The following is a 23,351-nucleotide window of genomic DNA, read 5'->3' as shown; positions in this document are numbered from 1 at the left end:
AATCTCTCTCAGAAGTAGAAGCCCATATCAAAGAACATAAACATTTACCAGATGTTCCTTCAGCCAAAGAAGTAGAAGAAAATGGAGTGAATGTAGGGGAAACAGAAGCGATGTTATTGAGGAAAATTGAGGAATTGACGTTGTATACTATTGAGCAAGAGAAAAAGATTGAAGATCTTACTCGATCCTTGGATAAAGTGGAAAGTCAAGAGAAACTAATTCAACAATTATTGGAAAGAATCTCAAAACTTGAAGAGTAAGTCCTTTACCATCATCAACCCATGATTTTAAATCATGGGTTAATGAAGGTAAGTAATAGCCTATTTATTCGCTTTTGTTCCCACCTTAAAAAAAAGAGAACTCCCTTTTAGAAAGTTCTCCATTCGTTACACTTGATTTAAATAATAAGGTGCTTCATTAATGGAACACCAGAAATTGTTTCTTAATTAATGGGGTTAAGTGTCCATTTTGTTTGGTCACCGGTCCATGCTTTTGGAGCTTGCTCGACTTTGATGTCGTCAATGGAAGAAGAATTACTATAATTCTTCCCGTTGTTTTTGGCTCTGAAGCGTTTTCCTGAACCATGATTTGTTAGAAGGTGAGTATCTGCATCGACTTCAATTTCCCATTCAATATGATGAGCTACACCACTGAAAGTAGCCCTCTGAATTAAATCAGAAAAATCATCATTCTCTATTGGACGGAAATACATTCCCGTAGCTCTATTTTTGAATCGGAAATAGCCTTCATTTCCTTTTTCAATAGACCATTGACAGTAATAATCTGAAGCGGTGTTACTATCCATCACCATTGTGGCTCCATTTTGATTGTTTAGTGGTCTAAGTCTTTGAGAGGTACCATAATTTTGGATATAATAAAACGGAACTACTTTTTCTCTGAATAACTCTCCAGTACTGTTCAATTCTCCGTTGGATAAATTCACACCTTTCCAACTATCATACAACACCAGTCCATTGACTCCTGCATCAATAGCAGCATCAATTCGGATAGCTTTGTCGTCATATTTTTTGTTGAGGTTAGTTTCCGAATCCCAAGTAGGCAAGTTGCCAGAAGCTTGAATAAATCCATCCCATGCGTTGTGATCAAAACCAAGGTTATGCGTCGTAGCAATACTAATATACTGCTTGATATTCGTTTGATTTAGAATGTCCGTTCCGGCAGGGATACCCCATGTACAAGGACCAATCAATTCAGCCCCATTCACATTTCCGTATAGCTCACTGTAGATATTGTCCATTTGATTGGCATACCAATATTTACCAGGAGCACCATCTTCATTGAAGGGAGAAATCCAATCACAAGGATACTGGTTAGAAAAACGTCGAATACGATCTACCAATGCATTTTTAGCCCATGTTTTTCCTAAAACACTAGCACCTGTACCTCCATTTTCGTCATAAAGAACACCGTTAGCAATACGGCGTGCACCTTCCCAAAGGGCAGGGTTGGCAAATACTTTAAGGTTTCTTTTAACAGCCTCAGTGTAGAGGTAGTCAAACATGGCAGTATTGGGATTTACATTGTCAGCAAAAATGGTAATGCGGATGCCATTTACTCCCATCTTTTCAAAGCCGTCCAACAAATTGTCGATTTGACTTTTTGAAGTAAGTTTATTTTTGATTTGTGCCTGTTTGACATCAGCAAGCACCCAAACCAGATTTCCTCTGTATTGAGTATAGGAAGTAGTGAAGGATGTAGTTCTTTGATTACTTACCTGTTGGATGTTTTTGTTCTCATCAATAAGGTTTTTTGTGCAAGAGCAGAATAGCAGTTGAACAAAGAAAGAGATTAAAATAATTTGTTTCATTTCAAAAATTGATAGTAAGTGTAACAATTACAATTAGGTTGTTTTTATAATTTGAAGAGGGGTACGTAATCATATTTAGGGGTTGAAAAATTCGATAAGTGAAGGAAATTTCGCTAAATATCATCGCACGCAAGTGGAACCTATCGCCTTAACACTTGTGATATAAAAGAAGTCGGGAGACTTCTGCTGATCTGTAAGACACGAATGTCGCTAAAGCTAAACATTCGCGCTAGTTGATCATTCATTTCGAAGTCAAGAGACTTTGCCAATAGGTCATCACAAGTGGCGTCTATCGGCTTAACACTTGCGATATAAAATATCATCAATGGAAAAATGAAGAAGAAGGAACCTTGAAAGTAGATCCTATAAAAATTTGTAGAAAGCTTGATTGAAAGTTGACCATATTTCTGCTAAAACTGTATTTAACTGGTCTAAAACAGCGTTTTACGAAATCTTACCCCCCTTTATCATATTTTGTCAACTCTCATTTCTTTCAATTAGGATTAAAATTGTAAAGTCAAAAGTATGATGAAAGAATATAACTTTTAACGATGAAGAGAACTATAAAAAATATACTGATAGCCGTATGTGTGATACTGACTTCTAATCTATCAGCACAACACCTGAAATGGGAAGACCCTACTTTTTATCAATATAATAAATTGCAAGGTAGAGCGACGTCCATTCCTTACAACAACATTCAAGAAGCAACTAAAGACAACCAATCCAATGTTATTTCTTTAAATGGAAAATGGAACTTTAAATACGTAGGCACTTTTACGGAAGAAATTGATATTTCTAATTTAAACGTAAAAGGGTGGGATAAAATAGAAGTCCCTTCTAACTGGGAAATGTTAGATTATGGGAAGCGTATTTATACCAATACCAAATACCCTTGGGGTAAGGTAAATCCTCCTTTTATTCCTCACACCAAACAAGAAGTTGGGTTATATCAAAAGGAATTTTCATTAAGCAACGACTGGACAAAAGAGAAAGTAATTCTACATTTCGGAGGTGTGACTTCGGCTTTTGAGCTTAATATTAATGGTACAATGGTGGGCTACAGTCAAGATGACCGTTTGCCTTCGGAATTTGATATTACATCTTATATCAAAAAAGGAAAAAACACTGTAGCACTAAAAGTGTATCGTTATTCTGATGGTGCTTATCTTGAAGATCAAGACCACTGGAGATTGTCTGGTATTCATAGAGAAGTGAAATTGATCAAAGAAAACAAGATGAGAATCAATGATTTCTTTGTAAGAGCAGGTTTAACAGATCAATATACAAATGGTGATTTACAAATTCATTTTGAAGTGACCAACCATTATGCTCAACAGGAGTGGAAGGATTACAAGATCAGAACAACGTTAAAGGACAATGGTTTGAAGGTGAATTCTTCTGAGGTAAGTGTGAAAAAAGTGATTAAGAAGAGACCTCAAAGAGACGATTTGCCGTTTGCACATATTCGCCAAAGCATTGAAAATGTAAAAACATGGTCAGCAGAACAACCTCACCTTTATGATTTATACATTGAATTGGTCAATGCTAAAAATGAGGTGGTGGAAGTTCGTATCTCAAAAGTGGGCTTCAGAACGATTGAATCAGATGAGAAAGGCCGTTTTCTAGTCAATGGACAACCTGTATTGATTTATGGTGTGAACCGTCATGATCATCATCATTTGACAGGCAAAGTGGTGACAGAAGAGGATATGCATCACGAAATTAAATTATTAAAGCAGTTTAACTTCAACGCAGTAAGAACTTCACATTACCCCAATGACCCTAAGTTTTACGACTTATGTGATGAATATGGTATATACGTAATGGATGAGGCAAATTTAGAAACTCATGGTATTACAGGTGACTTAACGAATAATAGTTTGTGGTCGGGGGCCTTTTTAGACCGTATGGTGAGAATGGTAGAGAGAGATAAGAACCACCCGTCGATCATATTCTGGTCTCTAGGTAATGAATCGGGTACAGGTTTCAATCATGCTGCAATGGCAAGTTGGACTAAAGATTTTGACCCTACACGTTTGATTCACTATGAAGGTGGACAAGGTGACCCAACGCATCCGGAATATTTGGATTACACTTCAAAAGAATTCAAGGATAAATTAAATCAAAACAAAATTGTTTCAAATGGTACAGACCCTTCGTACTTGGATATGTTGGGGAGATTCTATCCGTTACTTGAAAGCTTAGAAGAATTAGCAGAAAAAGATCCAACAAACCGTCCTATTATCTTGACGGAATATGCTCACTCAATGGGCAACAGTACAGGTAACTTTGAAGATTACTGGACATTAATTCGACGTGTAGACCGTCTTGTAGGCGGATACATTTGGGATTGGAGAGATCAAGGAATTGAGGTGACTGCGGAAAATGGTGAAAAGTATTTCGCTTACGGTGGTGATTTTGGAGAAGATATCCATGCGAGCAACTTCTGCTTAAATGGTGTGATTACATCAGATGGTCAACCAAAAGCGGCGATGTATGAGATCAAGCATGCTTTTCAACCAATTCATTTTGAAGTAGCTGATTTCAAGACTTTCAAGGTGGCTATTACAAACCGTCACTTTTTTGAAAATACATCGATTTATGATTTTGAATATGAGGTTTTAGCGAATGGTTTATCGGTAGAAAAAGGGACTTTTGATTGTCCGATTATTGAAGCAGGAAAAGCTCAAAAAGTAAAACTTCCTATCTCAATTTCTAATTTTGAACTTTCTAAGGAGTATTTTGTTACTCTAAAAGCAACCTTAAAAGAAGAGCGTAAATATGCAGAGAAAGGTCATGTTGTAGCTCAAGATCAATACTTAGTTCCTCAAGGAGGATTGTTCACACCTGCATTTGCTCAAAATCAGGGAGAATGGAGTAAGAAGGGCAACAAGATTTCATACAACGATTTTGAAGTGGTTTTAGACGAAAAAGGTCAAACGATCGAAAAGATTGTTTATCAAAATAATGAATTGGTTAGCAAGATGCCGACTCCAAATTTCTGGAGACCAGCTACTGACAATGACGTGAGAGCATCTAATGTACACAAGAAGAAAAAGTACTGGAAAAATGCTACTAAGAATTTAAAGGTCAGTGCAATGCACATCGAAGATTCTAATGAAGGTCTATGCATCAATGTAGAATATCAATTACCTGAAAATAAGGCTTCTTGGACCACGACTTACACATTGGGTAAAGACGGTAATGTACATGTAGAGGCAGCTTATGTTCCTCATGCTCCATTACCTAATATGGTGAAAGTTGGAATTCAAATGGAAGTGCCCAACACTTTATCAAATATAGAATGGTATGGTAAAGGACCTGAGGAAAATTATATTGATAGAAATGTAGGTGCAATGATGGGTGTTTATGCCTTGAAATTGAATGAGTTTGCACAAGATTATGCATTGCCTCAAGCTTATGCTAATAGAACAGCCACTAGAAATTTTGTTTTGACCAACAACGAAAATAGTGGTGTGAAGTTCTCAAGCGCTCAACCATTTGAGTTTAGTGTTTATCCTTATTCAGATCAAAATATTGAAGAGGCAAAACACACATTTGACTTGAAAAAGTCGGACTATCTGACTGTTAATATAGATCATATTCAAATGGGAGTGGGAGGAAACAACTCTTGGAATGAGGTAGGTAGACCATCGGTGGAATATAGAGTTCCATCACAACCTTATCATTTCCAATTCTACATCTCTCCAAAATCAAAAGAAGAAAAATCTCAGCTTTAAGTAGCTGATCATAATTAAATATAGTTTATAAATGTAGAATGAATTGATCTCAGGTAAGGCAAAATTTACAGTCCTAGCCATAGCTAAGACGAAAAATTTTAACGAAACCTGAGTTTAATTCAAATGCATTTAAGCTATAGATAATTTTGAACAGGTACTTCATTATAAAAAGGCAGCGATGTTGAGTTAGAGACCATGTTTCAAGTGTTAAGCGATAGCGTCACTTGGAACACATAATTGGCGAAGTCTCCTGACTTCGAAATACAAAAGGAATAATAACCATTTCTTTCGAAGTCGGGAGATTTCCCCCAAAATGAATCACAAGTGACGCCTATCGGCTTAACACTTGCTACATTAAAGATTAATATTGCTCTCATAACCATCGCTGAATTATGAAATGAATTTTTTAAATAACAACTACAAATGAAAAACATTACTTTTTATTTTCTATTCTTTCTGCTGACTATAACGCAAGTACACGGACAAGAATGTAAAACATTGATTGATGATGATTTTGAAGTAGAAACAGATATGGATAATCTACCTTCTTATATCAGTATCAATACTTCCGGAAATGTCAATGGTGGTGATATTTATTTCAAAGAAGGGATGTTGCATATGGAAACACCTGCAGGTGGCGGACATGCAAAAGCCAACATTAATTATGAGGCATTCTCTCAAAGTGAATTTGAAATCTCTTTTAGAGTAAAGTCCAATAATAGTGGTGGATATACTTTCAAAATGGACTTTTTGGATGCCAACAACAAATGTTGGATTGGTCTAAAATACCCTGATTATGGGAAGAGAGATTTGAGATGGGATATTTTGGAAAATGGAAGTGTACCGGGTGGTAGCAACTTCCCGGAAGAGCATTCATTGTTAGATGCAGATTATGCTGTAGATACATGGTATGAAATAAGAATGGTATTTAATGCCAATCACCAAGTTGCCATTTATTTAAACGGTGTCTTGAAATTTGATCAGTTACCATTGCCTGAGGTGGTACGTGACTCACCAATCACGACAATCAAAATGTATTCTCAAGGTTCTAAGAACAATGGTGTAATCACATTTTTTGACTACTTCAAAACGGTGGAAGGTCCTCAGCTCAATAAAGATTTAATCAGCCAAAGTATTTTAGATGCAGAAAACTTTTTAGCAATTAAAGAAGGTTCAGGTCAGTACTCACAAGAGGCTATCGATCAATTGAAGGCAGATATTGCTACTGCAAAATCAAAAATGGATGATTGTAGCCTTTCGCAAGAGGAATTAGACGCCGCAGCAACAGAAATGGATGATGCTTTGGATCACTTTAAATCCCAAGTTATCATTATTCCAACTGACGTTACTGTAACAGTGGATTGGAGCTCAATGTTGATGGAAAGAAAAGCAGAGTGGCATGGAGCAAACTCTACTTACAATGCTGATGGACAGGGCTTATGGAATCCAATATTAGAAGATTTAGACCCAAGAGTCATTGATCTGGCCAATTATACAGGTTCTGCATTTTTCAGATTCCCAGGGGGAACAATGGCGAACCTTTATAATTGGAAAAGAGCAATTGGACCTACGAGTGAAAGAGTAGATAACCTTGATGCACATAGCAACGGTAAAGCATTCAATAATAATTTTGGGCCCGATGAATTTGGAAAGCTATTGAATACGACTTACTTGAATAAGGGTTCAATCGTGGTTCCTTTTGCTTATGGAACTCCTCAAGATGCAGCGGACTTTGTGGAATATATGAATGCCGAAGTTGGGGCTAATCCAAACGGAGGAAAAGATTGGGCTTTAGAAAGAGCAAAAAATGGTCAATACGAACCTTACAATATCAATGTTTGGGAAGTAGGTAACGAGTTGTACGGCGATTGGGAATTGTCTGTCTTAAATTATCCATTAAATGGTGATGACGTTCGTGGAGGAGACGCGATTCGTTCTGGAGATGCTCGATTTTATGTTTATGGTGGTACAGAATCTTTCACCAATCAAAGGGCTGTAAAACAAACTACTTGGGTGGCAGAAGAATGTACGCTAGACGGTACGCCAGAGCAGGAATTTAAAGTGAAATTTCCTCCAATAGATTTAAGCCAAGAATTCAAAGTGAGCATTGATGGTGAAGTTTGGACAGAGGTTTTAAACTTTGATAATTCATCAGCGACAGACAAGCATTTTGTTGTCACAAGCGGAACAGACGGTACTTTTAAGTTTGGTGATGGTGTAAACGGTGCTATTCCAGAAAGTTTAGGAGATGTATTGGTCAATTATACTTCAGGTCCTCATGCAGGTTTTAGTGAGTATTATGCCGCTATGAAGGCAGTGGACCCATCTATTACAGTAGTAAGTTCATTTGAACATGAAAACTTCTTTAAGTACATGGCCGATGAGAATGAACCCTATGATGCCGTAGCAAAACACTATTATCCAGGAGGAGAAGCTTCTTCAGGCCAAGAGTACATCTTTGAGTTATCACAAATTGCGAAATACAATTCAAAAGTAGATGAGTTCAAAGAATACCTTGAAAAATATGACAATACAAGCCTTACAGATATTCATGTACAACAATTCTTATCAGAATACGGAACGCCAAGAAACTTCTCTGCTATTCCGCATGCCATTGTATTGTGGCATCAAATGATGAATAATTATAAAGACGAAGTTTTAGGTATTCAAACGCACTCTTTCTTTAAGAATGATGGTACAACAATGGTCGAAACGAGATTTGGAGGTTTCTTGAAAGCGAAAGGTTATGCGCATCATATCTTTACACATTTACATCAGGATCAATTTGTAAAAGCAGATTTTGAGGGTGAAAAATATACACACAAAAATGCGGAGATATGGAATAGTTATCCTACTGCATCTGTCAATGAAGAGAATACAATAGCAACAGTGGTAATTCCTAACACATCAGATGGAAAACAATTGAATACTACATTTGATTTCACTACGCTACCATTTGAGATGAATGATAAAGTGGTCTTGAAAAAATGGATAGCACTTGCTGATGATATTAATGTGGACAATACATCCGATAACCCTACCAATATTCGTATTGAAGGCCCTGTCGTAATGGATAATCCCACCGCTTTCACTTTTGATAAAGTAGCACCTTATACAGTGGCCATTTATCAATGGGAAGTAGTCGATACGGAAGAGTTTACTTATTTATCAGAAATCCAACCAAGAGTGAATTTAGGAGAGTTAAAAGTGAATCAAGGTTTCTCAGAGGATTCTGTTTTGATGATCAATGGCTCAGAGCAGTATGATGCAGTGACACTGAGCTATTATACTGAAGTAGAGTACAATGTGAAGCGTTACTTTGATGATTTTGAAGCAGAGATTGGTTTGGAAGACAATTTCTTAGGTGGTTCTGCGGTCCTTAAAGTGTTTGGAGATGATGAATTACTATATGAGTCCGCACCGATAACAGCCAATACACCAATTGAAAAAATTAGTGTGGATGTGAGAGACGTGGAGACCTTAAAGATCACAACCTCCCCAAGTTCAGGTCTTGGATTTAACGTAGGTGTTGCCAATGCTCGTTTATACAAAAATGAGAACTACCAAGATGATGTAACAAGCGTTGAAATTGATAGGTCTTCATTAAAGATAGCCCCTAATCCTTTCCAAACCAATGTTCACATCACTTTACCAAAAGTAGTGACTGGAACATTGACTATTCATGACAGTATGGGAAGAATGATCACACAACAATCTCTTCAAAATGAAATTGCATTGGATTTAAATCTTTCTCAACTCAATCAAGGGTTATATATTATCAGTATCACAAATGCAGATGAAGTGTTTGTGGGTAAACTATTGAAATCGAACTAAATACATTGTAAACTAAGTTTTCGAATATTTATGATTTTTAGAAATCAGGAGATTTCTGTTGATCTGTAGGACACGAATGCCGCTAACGCTTAACATTCGCGCCAATGGCATTCTACCCAATTCGTTTGGCAGTACTTTCCTCGGCCTTGAAGGGAAAAGCGTTAAGAATTTCATGAAGTGAGCCGTTAAAAATGATTTTCTTGTTTGAGCTTTAGCGAGTTTAAAATCATTTAGGCGAGAGAAATGGAATTTAGCTTTTGACTTCAAAGCCTTGAATTTTTTGCTTCTTTTTGTTTCAAGACAAAAACGAAGAAGAAGGAAGTTTGAAAGTAGATGTTTTGGAATCTTACAAAAAGACGAAGTGAAAGTTGATGAAAATTTAGTTTACAATGAACGAAACATAAGCTTGGGATCTAATACCGGTCAATAATGATCATGAGGTCCCAAGCTCCCTTTATAACACTATTAATCAGTATGACAATGAATCGAATTATTATTATTAGCGTATTGTTGCTACTATCATTGGGGGGATACGCCCAAGAAGCAGTAACAATTACTTACGACTTTCAAAATGGTTTTGGTGCTTCGACTACAGGAATTGGGGATCATGTGATTTATCCTCAAAGAGCAATTGTCGGTGGATCAAAATTAGTAAATCAAGGGATTACAGAGAATATGGCTGTAACCCAAATCACCAATAACAACGCTACAAATTATAGTAATACTTTTTTCCGTTTTGATATCCATACCAATACAGGAGCTAAGTTTAAAATTAACAAGGTAAGAGTGATCCAGAAATCAGATCACGCAGGAGATCCAAATGCTATTGGAGAAGATGGCACAGGTAATACTTACATGTTTAGAATTGGAACTCAAACAAACGGTAACGCTATCTCAAATAGTGATCCTGAGCAATCGTCAGGAAATCTATTGTTTTCAGATGAGTTAGAAGAAACGGAATACATTCCTCATGAGAATTACAGCAACGTTAAAAACGGAGAGTACCTTTCTGTTTATTTGACTGGTCGAGGAGAGAGAGTAGGCGGAAACCCTATTCCCGAAGAAGATGGAGGAGGAGTTTATGAGGATGATATTTTCAATTGGTATGTAGACAAAGTAATCATTGAGGGTGAATACGTGGCAGGTCTTTCAATCCCAACTTTTGAAATAGATTATGCTTTAGATAATAAAGACATGACAGCAGTTTCTACCAATCAAAATATTTCTGCAACTGAGATGACGAGACAAGGAGGTGAGTCACAATGGAAGCAAGATAAAACGTTTAGTATGCGTTTGGCCAATAATAACAATAACCTAGGTTTTAATAAAGTTGGTTTTATTTACGATATGACTGTTGCAGAAGGCTACAAAGCGATGATTCATAATTATGAATTAATATTTGCAGGGTCTGGAGAATACAGTAAATCAAGGGCATATAGAGCTTCTATTTATCATGATAAAGCAAGAGACGGGGGAGGAACAAGAGTCGATTATTATCAGCTTGATGTTTTATCAGGAGTAGAAAAATATGGAAATGGGGTCAATGAAATGGACTTTATGAGTGGACTTTTCCAAGATAACTTAGTTTTTGAAGATAGTTACTCATTTATGGTGGGTTTGAACAGAACAGGTAAAACGGATGGTTCATCACTAAGAGAATATTTTACTTTTGATCACGTCAGTATTCGTGGTACTGTAGTCCCAACAGATGCTTATGAACTTTACAGTGAAATAGTAGCAGGGCAAGATTTATTGGTCAATGCTGTCATTGGTACTGGCGATACAGAGTATCTACAAGAAATTGTAAATCGCTATAAAGAAGCTTTACAAGCGGCAGTTGATTTTACTTTTGATGAGACAAAAACATCAGCGGAATTAACAGCGAAGAAAACGGAAGTAGAAGTGTTAAATGAGCATTTCAGAAACAATACAAATAGCCGTAGTAATGTAGCTCCTGTAGTTCAGGAAGTGACTTTATCAACTACAAAAGGAGAGGCGGTGCAATTCAGTTTAGAAGGTACAGATGCTGACAATGATATTATTAAACTAAGTATCAAAACACAGCCTCAAAATGGAGTACTTGAAATGGTAGGTGATGCTTACAAGTACACACCAAATCAAAACTATCAAGGAATTGAAACTTTCACTTATGTGGCAAATGACGGTCGTACAGACAGTAATGAAGGTACAATAGCTATCACTGTAATGAATGAAGGGAATAGTGCCCCTGTTGCTGTATCTCAAACATTGGATATTATTTCAGGCAATGAGTTGAACATCACTTTGGAGGCTACAGATGCTGATGGAGATGACTTAACGTATGAAATTGTAACTGACGTAGCCAATGGTACTTTAACAGGTGATGTACCTAATTTAAAGTATGTATCTAATGCAGACTTTGAGGGTGAAGATAGTTTTACATTTAGAGCTTTTGATGGAATTGCGTACAGTGAGGCAGTGAAAGTGACTATTACTGTAAACCCTGTTCCAAATACGGCCCCACAAGCAAAAGATCAAGTCGTGAAAGTAATGTCTGCTCAAAGTGTAGCAATCACTTTAGAGGCAACAGATGCTGATGAAGATCCACTAACGTATGAGTTGGTGACTGAGCCATCAAACGGTACATTAACAGGGGAATTACCAAATCTGACTTATGTATCCGATGCAGGATTTGTAGGTGATGATAGTTTTACTTTTAAAGCTTTCGATGGTACAGATTATAGTAATGTTGCTACTGTTGAAATTGTAGTGAGTGATCTACCTAATACAGCTCCAGTGGCAGTGGATCAAGATTTATCGGTTACTTCTGAACAGAATTTATCTGTTGTATTAGAAGCTACTGATGCAGACGGAGATGCTGTTACGTATGAAATTGTGGACCAACCAACAAATGGTACATTAACAGGTGAATTACCGAACCTAACTTATGTATCCGATGCAGGATTTGTAGGTGATGATAGCTTTACTTTCAAAGCATTTGATGGTGTGGCTTATAGTAATGTAGCCACTATAAGTATCACTATTGAAGCAATTCCAAATACAGCTCCAGTTGCTAAAAGTCAAGAGGTGGAAGTGACTTCTGAAGAGTCCATCAATATTACTTTAGAAGCAACTGACGCTGAGGATGACGAACTAACTTTTGAGTTGGTTGATGAGCCTACTAACGGGACTTTGACAGGAGATTTACCTGATTTGATTTATGTTTCTAATGCAGGTTTTGAGGGTAATGATAGCTTTACTTTTAAAGTAACAGATGGGCAAGTGTATAGTGAAGTAGCTACTGTAAGCATCACTGTCAACCCAATTCCAAATAACGCTCCACTAGCTATTGCACAAAATCTGGAAGTAATGTCTACAGCTTCACTTCAAGTAACATTAACGGCAACGGATGAGGATGGAGATGATTTATCGTATGAGCTTGTTGATCAGCCTTCGAATGGAACATTGACGGGTGAATTACCAAATTTAACCTATCAATCCAATGACGGATTTGATGGTACTGATACATTTACTTTTAAAGCATTTGATGGTAAAGATTACAGTAATACGGCCACAGTAACCATTACAGTAACACCGTTTGTCAATAACAAACCTGTTGTAAATGATCAAGAGTTTTTATTCAATCAAGGAGAGACCGTTTCTTTTGTACTAACAGGCTCGGATGATGATAACAATGATCTGACATTTAGTATTGTAAATCAACCTACTAACGGAACAATAACTGGTGATGTACCTAACTTAAGCTACACACCTAATGAAGGGTTCCATGGAGAAGATCATTTGACTTTTGTAGCCAAGGACGGTTTTGAAAATAGCGAAACAGGAACAATTACATTTTTGGTTAGAAATACTGGAGAAGAAGAAGAGGAAAATAACGCACCTGTTGTAGAAGATATCACAGTAGAAGTAAGAAATTCTAGTGCTGTATTTATCGAACTAAAAGGTACTGATCAAGATGGTGATGATTTGAGTTACCATATTATCAAAAATGTGACTTCAGGTCGATTAGATCTTTTGGGTAGTAGCGTAGAATATTACCCGGAAGCGGGCTTTGAAGGAGAAGTGACTTTCACTTATGTAGCCAATGATGGAAAAACCGAAAGTAATATAGGTACAGTTACGATCACCGTTACAAATGATGATGTAACGAGTATTGAAGATGAATTAGCACAAGATTTAGAGGTGACTTATACCAATGATGGTATTCAAATTAAAGATAAATCTCAAAGGAGTCAGTTTGTAGCATTGGCACTTTATAATTTGGATGGGCAGGTACTTTTGAGTGAAGAGCATCAAATTCCATCTAATGGTTCAGTAACAATTCCATATCAATTCAATAAAAATAACTTATACCTCATCAAAGTGGGTGTGGGTAGTCAATTCCTAATTAGGAAGGTAATTTTCAAGTAATTAGTGAAAAGTGTGTAATAAATAGGTTGCTGAAATGACTTGGTGGCCTATTTTCTTTCAAACATTAAAAAGATGAGAATCAAACAAATAACAGCGGTACTTCTGTCTGCACTAATGTTGGTGGGGTGTGTAAACGCCAACAAAAAGAAGACAAACAATATTGTACAAACTCCATCGAATGAGAAGTACAAGGGCAATTTGGAAATTGTAATTGCTGATGTAAAGCAAGCACAAATCCACAATAAATTAAAGGATACGACGCAGATCAATCATTTATTGGACGGTTTTGAAAAGATGCAAGTAGATGGTGTCCGTATCACAATCTTTGGTGAAGAGGTGAACCCTAACCCAAAGATGTATGATTACCTATACCATGAAGCAAAAGCCAGAGGATTTAAGATATTCGCCAATCCTGCACTTTGGGAAGGTGCTCGTAGAATTGTCAACAGAATCAATAAGGGTAAAAATACTGGCCAAAAAGTATTAGGAGATGATCAAGCCACTGATTTATTAGTAGAGCGTATCTTGAAGTTCTCTAAAGAATATCCCGTAGATTGGATTTGTCCTTTTAATGAAGATGGGCAGCCAGGTCAATATTGGACGGCAAGCCAAATCAGTGAAACCTATCAAAGATTGGCTGAAAATAATATTGAAGCTCAATTAATAGGTCCATGTACTTGGGGCGTGGGTTCAGGAACGAAGATCTTGAACAAAACAGATATCAAAGATTACATTGCTGTAGCAACAACACATAACCTTGGGTTTGAACACAACAAGTGGTCTAAATTCTTTAAGTCGGCCAAAGGCTTGAAAGTATGGGATTCAGAAACCAATATGAACAAGAAATTTAAAGATAAGGATATCCGAATTGAAGCAGCTATTAAAGCAGGAGTTAACGGCCTTGTTCTTTATGATTCTTGGAAAGGAATAGATTTAAAAACGGGAGATTTGAATGAAGAGGGAGAGAAGTGGGTTGAAAAATACCTAGAGAAAGAAGTAAAAGTCTCTAAAATCTAAAAATAAAGACGTCTATCCAATTTTAGCATGCTTGTAATTGATATGAAGTTACAAGCATGCTTTTTTATTGTCTTCGCTTTGTGTTTAGAACAAAAGTGAGGAAGAAAGAACCTTAAAATTAGATCCTATAAAACTCTAAAAAATCAATAAGCTAATCAGAATTTCAAATAAAATGATCCAGAAAATCATAAAACTATGAAATGAAGATGCTACAAATAACTTAATAATAGTCTTACTCCATCCTTGCTTATAGAATTTTTTAAACATCAATAATACCATTACCATCCAATAAATAAATAGCCCATTAGCTACCCAACTCATCGTTTCCCATGGAATTAGAGTAGACAGTATGATAGCCCCAAAAATGAACAAAGAAAAGGCATGTAGATGAACGGAGAGCAGCAAATGTTGAATGTATAAATTTTCCTTATTTCGGATGTATAAAAGTTTTAAGTACAACCCAAACAAAGGAACTAACAACATAATTGCAATAGGAATATTTTCTATAACCGTTTGAAAAAAAGTAACCCCTTTTTCTTTATAAAAATATTGAGCCTGCTTTATCATTTTCACTTGATACCACGATGTAATACCCAATGAATCTTCTATAGTTTGATCATCTACGGTTTCGGTTTCTCGAATAAACCACATGATATCTCGAAGCCTTTTATCATCTTCCTCCGAAATAAGTTCATCGTTTTCTTCATGATTTGGGTACTCATTTTTTATCGAATCTACTAAAGCTTCTACTTTATCTGATTTGTCATTTCCTTCATCGATATCTATGGAGAGAAATTTTTCGTTTCTATCTTTTGGTAAATGCTTTTCAAGGTCCAAGCTGAAAGAGTGCTTGTCAATAATGACATTGTTGAAAATGAAGAGGAAGAATAAACTTGAAATCAGATACAATCGGACGGGATGTACATAACTTTGTCGTCTTCCTTTTAGAAACTCTTCAGTGAGAAATTGAGGTTTAGTGAAAAACGGGATAAAAGTGTGCTTTAATTTAGAGTCAATACCAAAAGCTTCATTGATATAGTCTTTGATGATGGTGAGAAAGTTGGTGTTGTAATCTGCCCTGCTTTGACCACATGAAGGGCAATAATGCTCACCCGGTGAAAATTCATGACCACAGTTAGTACAGTTTAAATCTTGCTTTGTCATTTATAATTATTTAAGAGAAGGAAGTTTAGTCATTTAAAAAAGCATGCTCAATTTTGAAAAGGTAATTGGAACATGCTTTTAAAAATAGATTTATTATGGAAGAAAACCAATTAGCAACATATCATCGATCTGTTTTTGATTCCCTTTCCATTGTTCAATATCAGCTTCAATTTTTTGTCCTTGTGTTTCCACGTTGAGATCACCGTATTTTTGTATGATATCAAGAAGGCCTTTTTTCATTAATTTTTTACCTTTTTCCCCGCCAAACTGATCCTGTATACCATCAGAGAAAATGTAAAATCCTTTAATATCATCCGTGAGTGGAATATGATGAGACGTAAATCTCATGGCATCATAGTGTGGATGAATGTTTCCTCCAACAGATTTCTTATCTCCTTTTATTGTTTCTATTTTGTTGTCCTCTCTCAAGATCACAAGAGGGTTTTTAGCTCCGGCGTAGTATAGGTTTTCTTTTGTATCATCCCAAATACAAAGAGAAATATCCATCCCTTCCTTATTGTTATTATTTTTTTGGTTGAAATTTTTCTTTACATGTTCATCCAACTGATCTAATACTTCATTGGGTGAAGGTGACTTTGAGGCTGCCACAATCTCTCTGAGTAAATTACTTGCCATCATAGAGACGAATGCACCTGGTACACCGTGCCCCGTACAATCTACCGCTGCAAAGAAATGGTGATCACCCATTTTCTCATACCAGTAAATATCACCACTTACAACATCTTTAGGTTTGTAGTAGATGAAGAAGGACTGAATATTAGCCTTTAGTTCTTCGTCAGTTGGTAGTATAGATTTTTGAATTCTTTGAGCATAGTTAATAGAAGATTCCAAGTCAGAATTCTTCTTATTGATCATCTCATTTTGTTGATATACTTGCTCTACCAATACACTTAATTCCTCGTTTGTAGCGTTGAGTTCCTCAGTCCTTTCCGTAACTTTCTCTTCCAGTATCTTATTCTGATTGATGATAAGATTACTTTTCTCCATCTCCAACTCATTAATTTTCTGACCAATTGCAAGGGCTAAGAAGAACATCTCGAAAGTAGAGCCAATTTGCCAAGCATAGTCCGTGAGTTTGTTATAAGGAATGATATCAGCACCAGCCAATACAAATACCACAGCAGCACACAAATAACAGTTAAAGGCAATTAAGAAAAGGCGAGCTTCTTTTTTCCCTTTATTGATCAATGTGATTGAAGAGTACAGCATAATGATGGCTCCAAAAAGCCCACCGATCTGATTGAGGATGGAACAAGCCAAATTAAAACCAAAAAGAACAGCAAGTATAGCAATTCCAAATACACCCATCCCTGTATAATACAAAGCTCTAAGCTTTGGCAGGGTCTGTTTGATCTTAAGGAATTTATAGCCAAAAACGACAGAAGCTAGCCCTGCAATGGCAGGCCACATTGGTCCTCTTTTCGCAATAAAATGTATATTTCCCCATAAGTGTGCATCGTGCCCCTGGAAGTGTGCAACCATCAGCCCAACGGCTAATACATATAAAACATAATACAGGTAGGTATCATCTTTCACACTAAAGTAAACAAACAGGTTATAGATCAACATAATGAGAATGAATCCATAATAAATACCGTCTGCTATACTTGTGTCATATACATATTGCAAATAGGATTTTGAAGATCCATAATACAACCAAAATTGAAGATAATTGGCATCTATTTTTAGATAAAAATAGCGGTCTGGATTAAAATCACTATTGATATTAAAATAGGTATTTGGAATCTTATATTCTTTGTCAAAAAAGTTTTTGGTGTACCCATCCTCTTGTAAATCATAGACAGCATCATCAATAGGAGTGTATAAGTTTACCTCCTCAATTAATGCGGTTTTTAAATGTAAAATAGGTTCATGGAAATTATTCTGAAGCTTAAAACGAATCCAGATAGTAGCTTTGTTATTTCCGAAGTTTAAAACTTTTTCACCTAAATTTTTAAACTCTTTATTTTGTATCGTATTTATATCAAATTGATGCAATTAATCTATGAATACCTCTGTTTTATCACTAATATTAATGGGGGTAGAGGCGTAAGTAGACGTTAATTGAGCTAATAAGATAAATAGAAAAACTAGTTTGTATTTATTCATTTTAGTTTAGATAGATGGAAAAGTAAAATGCAAGTACATTGTCTTACATAATATAAAAATCAAAAAAGTCACATCTTAACAAGAGTGCATTCTCATATAATACAGCTCTAATTTATTAAAACTAGGGCAAAAATAATATAAAAAGTAGTTGAAAGTTAATGAAATAATAGCATTTCAGATTTTAATATTACAAAAAAGAGTTGTAGGATATTGATAGATAGTGAATTAAAGTCTTTTTGGTGATTTTGGTTACTCTAGGGAGGTTATAGGTGATCGATAGGCGTTTATAGTGCAGTAAGTTCAAATTGAAAACAAAAAAGGTAAGCCTATAACAAATTACAGACTTACCTTAAAAATGAAAGATTATGGATGATTATAATCTTCTATATAATTTCTTGATATCCTCTTTTGTCCACTTCTCTTTCCAATCAAGACCAATAGCGTGGTTCCACATGTGAGGAAGGTTGTAAGCAACTTCAGCCATAGCATCAATTGTCTCTTCAGACCATTCTTTCGAAAGACCTTGAGGAAGATCAACATTGTGCTTCTCAATCATTGACTTGAATTCGTTTACAGCATCACCATAGAATTCCTCTAAGTGATAGAATGCTAAACAGTTTGCATAACCATGTCTTGTACCTAAGATTTTTGATAAACCATAAGATAAAGCGTGACATGCACCCACCTCTGAGTATGTTAAGCTAAGACCACCGAATAAAGAAGCGATCATTAGTTTTTCATCATTTTCTAGGTTTTGACCTGCGTTTTCACCTAAGTAAACCTCACGGCAAAGTGCTAAAGCTTGGTCACCGTATGCTTTAGAGTAAGCATTGAAGTAAAGACCGCTTTCCGCTTCGATACAGTGGATATAGCAATCCATACCTGTATAGAACCATTGGTTCGTATCCACAGTGCTTAATAACTCAGGGTCAAGAACAGCTTGGTTGAAAACTGTCCAGTCACACTTCAAACCTAATTTCTTAACAGGGCCAGTCAATACTGCTGTCATAGAACATTCAGCACCTGTACCTGCTACTGTAGGAACACCCATGTGATAAACACCCGCTTTCTTCACCAAGTTTAAGCCTTGGTATAATTGTGAAGAACCTTCGTTTGTTACCATCAAAGATAATGCTTTAGCGATGTCCATAATAGAACCACCACCAATACCAATGATACCAGCAGGAACACCTTTCTCAGCAAGAATTTTGTCACGAAGATTATCTACTTGGTCAGTAGTTGGCTCGTATTGATCGATGTCTTCAAAGAAAACCATGTCTTCTGCGTGAGCAGGAATACGATCAGCAAGTTCTTTACCTTCGAAATATTTATCTACGATGAAAACCATAAATTTATCGTTCTCATCACGTTTAGCAGCAAGAATATCGTCAATTTGATTAAACGCACCTTTACCGTAAACGATTTTATCTATGTTTTTAAAATTCTTATGCATGATATATTATTCTACTACTTCAACAACACTTTTTAATTGAGCAACTAATTGATCTGCAAATGCATGGATCTCTTCTTCAGTCCAAGTCGCACGGATACCAATTGATAATAATCTACCAATGATGTTTTGTGACTTTGGAAGCTCAAGGTTGTCCCAATCTTGACGGTGTTCGTAGTCGTGAATCGCTAATTTGTATGGAGATTTTAATGCTTTTAAGTGATCCCATTGGTTGATGAAGTGGTACATGTTCGTATACCAGTAAGCAACACCTTGAACCTCTTTAGAAGCTTTCTCAGCTAATTCAGGAGTTTCCATAAAGAAGTTTAAGAAAGTAGCCGAATCACCTTCTTCGTCTGGAAGACAACGGAAAGTAATGAAAGGTACTTCATTCTTTAATCTCTCTTTTAGGATTGCTTTGTTTTTCTTGTTGTTGGCACGGATCATCTCCAATTTACGCATTTGAGCTACTGCTACAGCTGCGTTCAATTCACCTAATCTGTAGTTGAATCCCATTACAGGGTGAGCTTCCATACCTCTGTTGTCGCCAACGTGAGAGTGACCATGGTCAGAGAACTGAGCCATCACCTCATATTTATCTTTATCGTTTGTAAAGCAAACACCACCTTCACCGGCAGTAGTGATTTTGAAGAAGTCAAATGAAACAGCACCTGCCTCACCGAATAAACCTACGTGTTTTCCTTTGTAGAAAGCACCTAAAGCTTGTCCAGCATCTTCTAAAAGTTTGATATTATGCTTATCACAAACGGCTTTAATTCCGTCTAAGTCAGCTGCAGCACCACACATGTGTACTAATAATACAGCCTTAGTTCTTGGTGTAATAGCAGCTTCGATTGATGCAGCACTTAAGTTTAGTGTCTCATCTACCTCAGCAAATACAGGAATACCACCAGCAAATAATACTGCTTCAATAGGAGCAATAAAAGTAAAAGGAGTACAGATCACTTCATCACCGTGTCCGATTCCAGCAGCAGCCATCATACAAGCTACAGCCGCAGAACCACTTGATACAGCGTGAGCGTGATTAGCACCAGTATATTCTTCAAATAATTGCTCAAATTCACGAGCTTTCCAATGACCGTTACGTTGGTCATCGTGATTGTATCTGAAAAGCATTCCTGACTCTAATACGTCATTTACTTCTTTTCTCTCTTCTGCACCAAAATATTCCGTTCCTGGCATAATTATATAATATTTTTTTACTAAATTTTTTCTATTTCTATAGTGCGGCAAAGGTACAAAAATTTACGATTGGATATATTCATCAAACATGAAATTTTTGGACTTACTCTGAGATATAACATTTCAAAATGCCAATAGGACAAAAAAGACTGTTAATAATTGTTTGAGACTTTATTTTTAGCCTTAGAAACAACTGGAAAGAGAATTAAAAAAGGAGAAAAAGAGCCGAATAGAATAATCTAATCCACGACTCTTTTCCTCCCTCTTACCTCTTAAGGTCTTCCCTCATTATAGCGTAACTCCTTTCAGTACGTTTTTACCTTTAAAACCAAATCTATAGTTCAGACCAAATACAATTTGATTTCTACTTCCTAAGAAAGAATACAACGCTGTAAATTGGTATCTTTTATTGTGCTGGTAATTGATACCTAGTGACATACTCCATGGATAGTATAAAGCTTTGTCAAACTCATAGTATAATGTCATTGGATCTGGGTTGTTTAACAAATTACTTGCACCTTGGTAAATAGGCTCTAAAATCTGTTGTTCAGTAGGGTTTAATTGTCCATACCAAGTATCTAAATTCTGACTTACTCTTTGCTTTCCTTCTGGCGTGATACCCACTAATTTCTCAATATCAACCGATCCTCCACTTGATTTATTTAACCCCAAGTATTGAACACCTACCATCGCGACGATGTTTCTGTAAGGCTTTTTTCTAAAACGGAACATATGTCCCACTCTAGCATTGATTACATTGGTTTTGGTGGCTTTGTCTGTACTACCTGTCCATGTATATACTTGAGTAAAATCGGCAGAAAGCACAATAGGACCAAACCCACCGGCAACTACAGTACCCCAACCTACTGAAGGACCTTCACTTTTTGCCGTGAAATTGGCATTGAAAGGTAATCCTAAACCAACCTCAGTATCAGATTTAATATAACCGCCAATAGCATACAAGTCTAGAAAGGGCAGTAGCCAAAAATCATATCTTGCGGATACAGCTTGAACGTGAGGGGTTACGTTATTGAATCGTGCAAAGCCATCAACATTTAATAGCTTGTTGGCATTTAAACCTACATTAAGGTTACTCACCATTAGGTCCTGTTTTGAATAGGCATAATTTATCATCAATCCATTAGGGAAAGGTAAATCAAAACCCATCTTTCTAAGTTTTGAACCCATGATTGGGTAATGCCAAGGATACTCGGTTCTTTTTAAACTATCAGTATAATTTTGATAGATGTCATCGATGGCAAGATTGGATACAGAACCTTGTCCATATGAATTATTTGAAAGTATGAATAGTGTAAAAACTAAAAGGCCAAATTGTAAAATTTTCTTTTCCATGTTTCGTAGCAGAGATGATTGAATAATGTTTGGATTAAATTCAAATTGGGCTTATTCCCTCATTGATTACATTACAAATATCTTAGTTTGACGACCGAAACAGTTACATAAAAATGTTGATGATTTATACATTTTGATCAAAATTAAACCTGCTGTTAATCAGAGGTTTTGTTTATTCTTGAATTTTATTTTGGTACAGTTGTTTTGGCATGAAACCATAAAAAAGTACCCTCTTCTTAGGAGGGTACTTGATGTGTGTATTGCAACTATATGTAATTAAATTATATACTACTCTGGGAAGATAAAAGTGATGGATGCTCTAAAACCATATTTTGCTTTTTGAGCAGCAGGAGCAGCGACATTGAATCTTGGACCTGCTGATAATTGTACTTTTTGTTTACCTAATGAAGCTACGCCACTAATACTAGGAGTAATCCAGATTGTTGTCGAATTATCCATCCAGTTTTGTGTTAACTCCATCATTGCTGAAGCACCAGCACCTGATTTCCAGTTATATGTAGCAAATGGTTGAAAATAGAATTCGTTTACATCTGCTCTAGCAACATCACCTGCTACACTCCAAATTTGGTTGACTAAGAAACCGTAAGTGAATGCATTTTGTTGTTTCAAGGCAACGAATGTTGGACCCAAACCAAACTTACCTGTTCCTAACATTTTATTAGTAGCGGAAGGAACTAAAAACGCTGGACCAATACCCCAAATCAAACCATTTTTTGTTTTGGCAGGGCTAAAGAATCCACTTAATACCATATCGCCAAGTCCAGATTCTGAATTTCCATATCCTGTAACATTGTCTTGGTGTACCACTGGTAATACCATACGTGTGATAAGGTTAATGTCTTTACTTAGTTTAATTGGGACTACAGGCTGTACATTCATTGTATGTCTGGCACCATCGTGTTCACCAATACCAAAGTCCATATTATTTTGGAAAGGTGCACTGATAAGACTGGCTACCGGATTGGCTAATTTTTTTGCAATTTCTTCATCAGCACTTTTGTCTTGAGCAAAAACTGAGGTTGAACCAACTAAAGCAATAAAACCTACCGTTAAAATGGATTTAATTCTTGATTTAATTTCGTACTTAAAATTTTTCATTTTTATATAGCAATTTTTGAAATGATTAGGGTGAATAAAAAAGGAAACTTCCTCATTTGATCATGATACAAATATCAGCGTTTGAGGATTGGATTAGTTA

General features: G+C 36.2%; 12 protein-coding genes and 1 pseudogene. 5 read left to right on the top strand and 8 right to left on the bottom strand.

Translation table 11 applies throughout. The features are described from left to right. Nucleotides 1-260, top strand: a pseudogene (locus PL77_RS32055) (hypothetical protein); the annotation flags it as partial. A gap of 182 nt (nucleotides 261-442) precedes the next feature. Here the strand turns inward: PL77_RS32055 and PL77_RS19970 are convergent. Beyond that, nucleotides 443-1,828 carry a hypothetical protein gene (locus PL77_RS19970; protein WP_044209365.1) on the bottom strand — a complete coding sequence of 462 codons (1,386 nt, stop codon included), beginning with the start codon at nucleotides 1,826-1,828 and terminating at the stop codon, nucleotides 443-445. 551 nt (nucleotides 1,829-2,379) lie between these two features. Between PL77_RS19970 and PL77_RS19965 the strand changes: the two genes are divergently transcribed. Then, nucleotides 2,380-5,571 (top strand): glycoside hydrolase family 2 TIM barrel-domain containing protein, encoded by a 3,192-nt coding sequence (locus PL77_RS19965; RefSeq protein ID WP_044209363.1) that lies wholly within the window; start codon nucleotides 2,380-2,382, stop codon nucleotides 5,569-5,571. Nucleotides 5,572-5,771: 200 nt separating this feature from the next. On the opposite strand, the gene PL77_RS31850 is transcribed toward PL77_RS19965, so the two are convergent. Next, nucleotides 5,772-5,948 (bottom strand): hypothetical protein, encoded by a 177-nt coding sequence (locus PL77_RS31850; protein ID WP_156152452.1) that lies wholly within the window; start codon nucleotides 5,946-5,948, stop codon nucleotides 5,772-5,774. A 46-nt stretch (nucleotides 5,949-5,994) separates the two neighbouring features. Between PL77_RS31850 and PL77_RS19960 the strand changes: the two genes are divergently transcribed. The 3 genes from PL77_RS19960 to PL77_RS19950 all read left to right on the top strand — a co-directional run bounded on the left by PL77_RS19960 (nucleotide 5,995) and on the right by PL77_RS19950 (nucleotide 14,832). Next, a complete protein-coding gene (locus PL77_RS19960; RefSeq protein ID WP_044209360.1) occupies nucleotides 5,995-9,405 on the top strand; it encodes an NPCBM/NEW2 domain-containing protein in 3,411 nt (1,136 codons plus the stop codon). A gap of 480 nt (nucleotides 9,406-9,885) precedes the next feature. Further along, entirely contained in the window at nucleotides 9,886-13,815 is a 3,930-nt protein-coding gene (locus tag PL77_RS19955) for an Ig-like domain-containing protein (protein ID WP_172665909.1), read from the top strand. Between the two features lie 72 nt (nucleotides 13,816-13,887). Next, nucleotides 13,888-14,832 (top strand): hypothetical protein, encoded by a 945-nt coding sequence (locus PL77_RS19950; protein ID WP_044209356.1) that lies wholly within the window; start codon nucleotides 13,888-13,890, stop codon nucleotides 14,830-14,832. A gap of 135 nt (nucleotides 14,833-14,967) precedes the next feature. On the opposite strand, the gene PL77_RS19945 is transcribed toward PL77_RS19950, so the two are convergent. The 6 genes from PL77_RS19945 to PL77_RS19920 all read right to left on the bottom strand — a co-directional run bounded on the left by PL77_RS19945 (nucleotide 14,968) and on the right by PL77_RS19920 (nucleotide 23,251). Beyond that, entirely contained in the window at nucleotides 14,968-15,996 is a 1,029-nt protein-coding gene (locus PL77_RS19945) for a DUF3667 domain-containing protein (RefSeq protein WP_044209353.1), read from the bottom strand. A 93-nt stretch (nucleotides 15,997-16,089) separates the two neighbouring features. Then, entirely contained in the window at nucleotides 16,090-18,015 is a 1,926-nt protein-coding gene (locus tag PL77_RS19940) for a 7TM diverse intracellular signaling domain-containing protein (RefSeq protein WP_044209350.1), read from the bottom strand. A gap of 484 nt (nucleotides 18,016-18,499) precedes the next feature. Further along, nucleotides 18,500-19,579 carry an iron-containing alcohol dehydrogenase family protein gene (locus PL77_RS19935; RefSeq protein ID WP_044209347.1) on the bottom strand — a complete coding sequence of 360 codons (1,080 nt, stop codon included), beginning with the start codon at nucleotides 19,577-19,579 and terminating at the stop codon, nucleotides 18,500-18,502. A 6-nt stretch (nucleotides 19,580-19,585) separates the two neighbouring features. After that, the gene (locus PL77_RS19930) at nucleotides 19,586-20,779 is read right to left on the bottom strand and encodes a DegT/DnrJ/EryC1/StrS aminotransferase family protein (RefSeq protein ID WP_044209345.1); all 1,194 of its coding nucleotides are present in this window, start codon (nucleotides 20,777-20,779) and stop codon (nucleotides 19,586-19,588) included. A 288-nt stretch (nucleotides 20,780-21,067) separates the two neighbouring features. Beyond that, entirely contained in the window at nucleotides 21,068-22,132 is a 1,065-nt protein-coding gene (locus PL77_RS19925) for a hypothetical protein (RefSeq protein ID WP_044209343.1), read from the bottom strand. A 288-nt stretch (nucleotides 22,133-22,420) separates the two neighbouring features. Then, a complete protein-coding gene (locus tag PL77_RS19920; protein ID WP_052444584.1) occupies nucleotides 22,421-23,251 on the bottom strand; it encodes a hypothetical protein in 831 nt (276 codons plus the stop codon). Nucleotides 23,252-23,351: the final 100 nt, after the last annotated feature.

Source organism: Flammeovirga sp. OC4, assembly GCF_000812565.1.
Classification (GTDB): Bacteria; Bacteroidota; Bacteroidia; order Cytophagales; family Flammeovirgaceae; genus Flammeovirga.
This window is presented reverse-complemented; position numbering and strand designations above follow the sequence as displayed.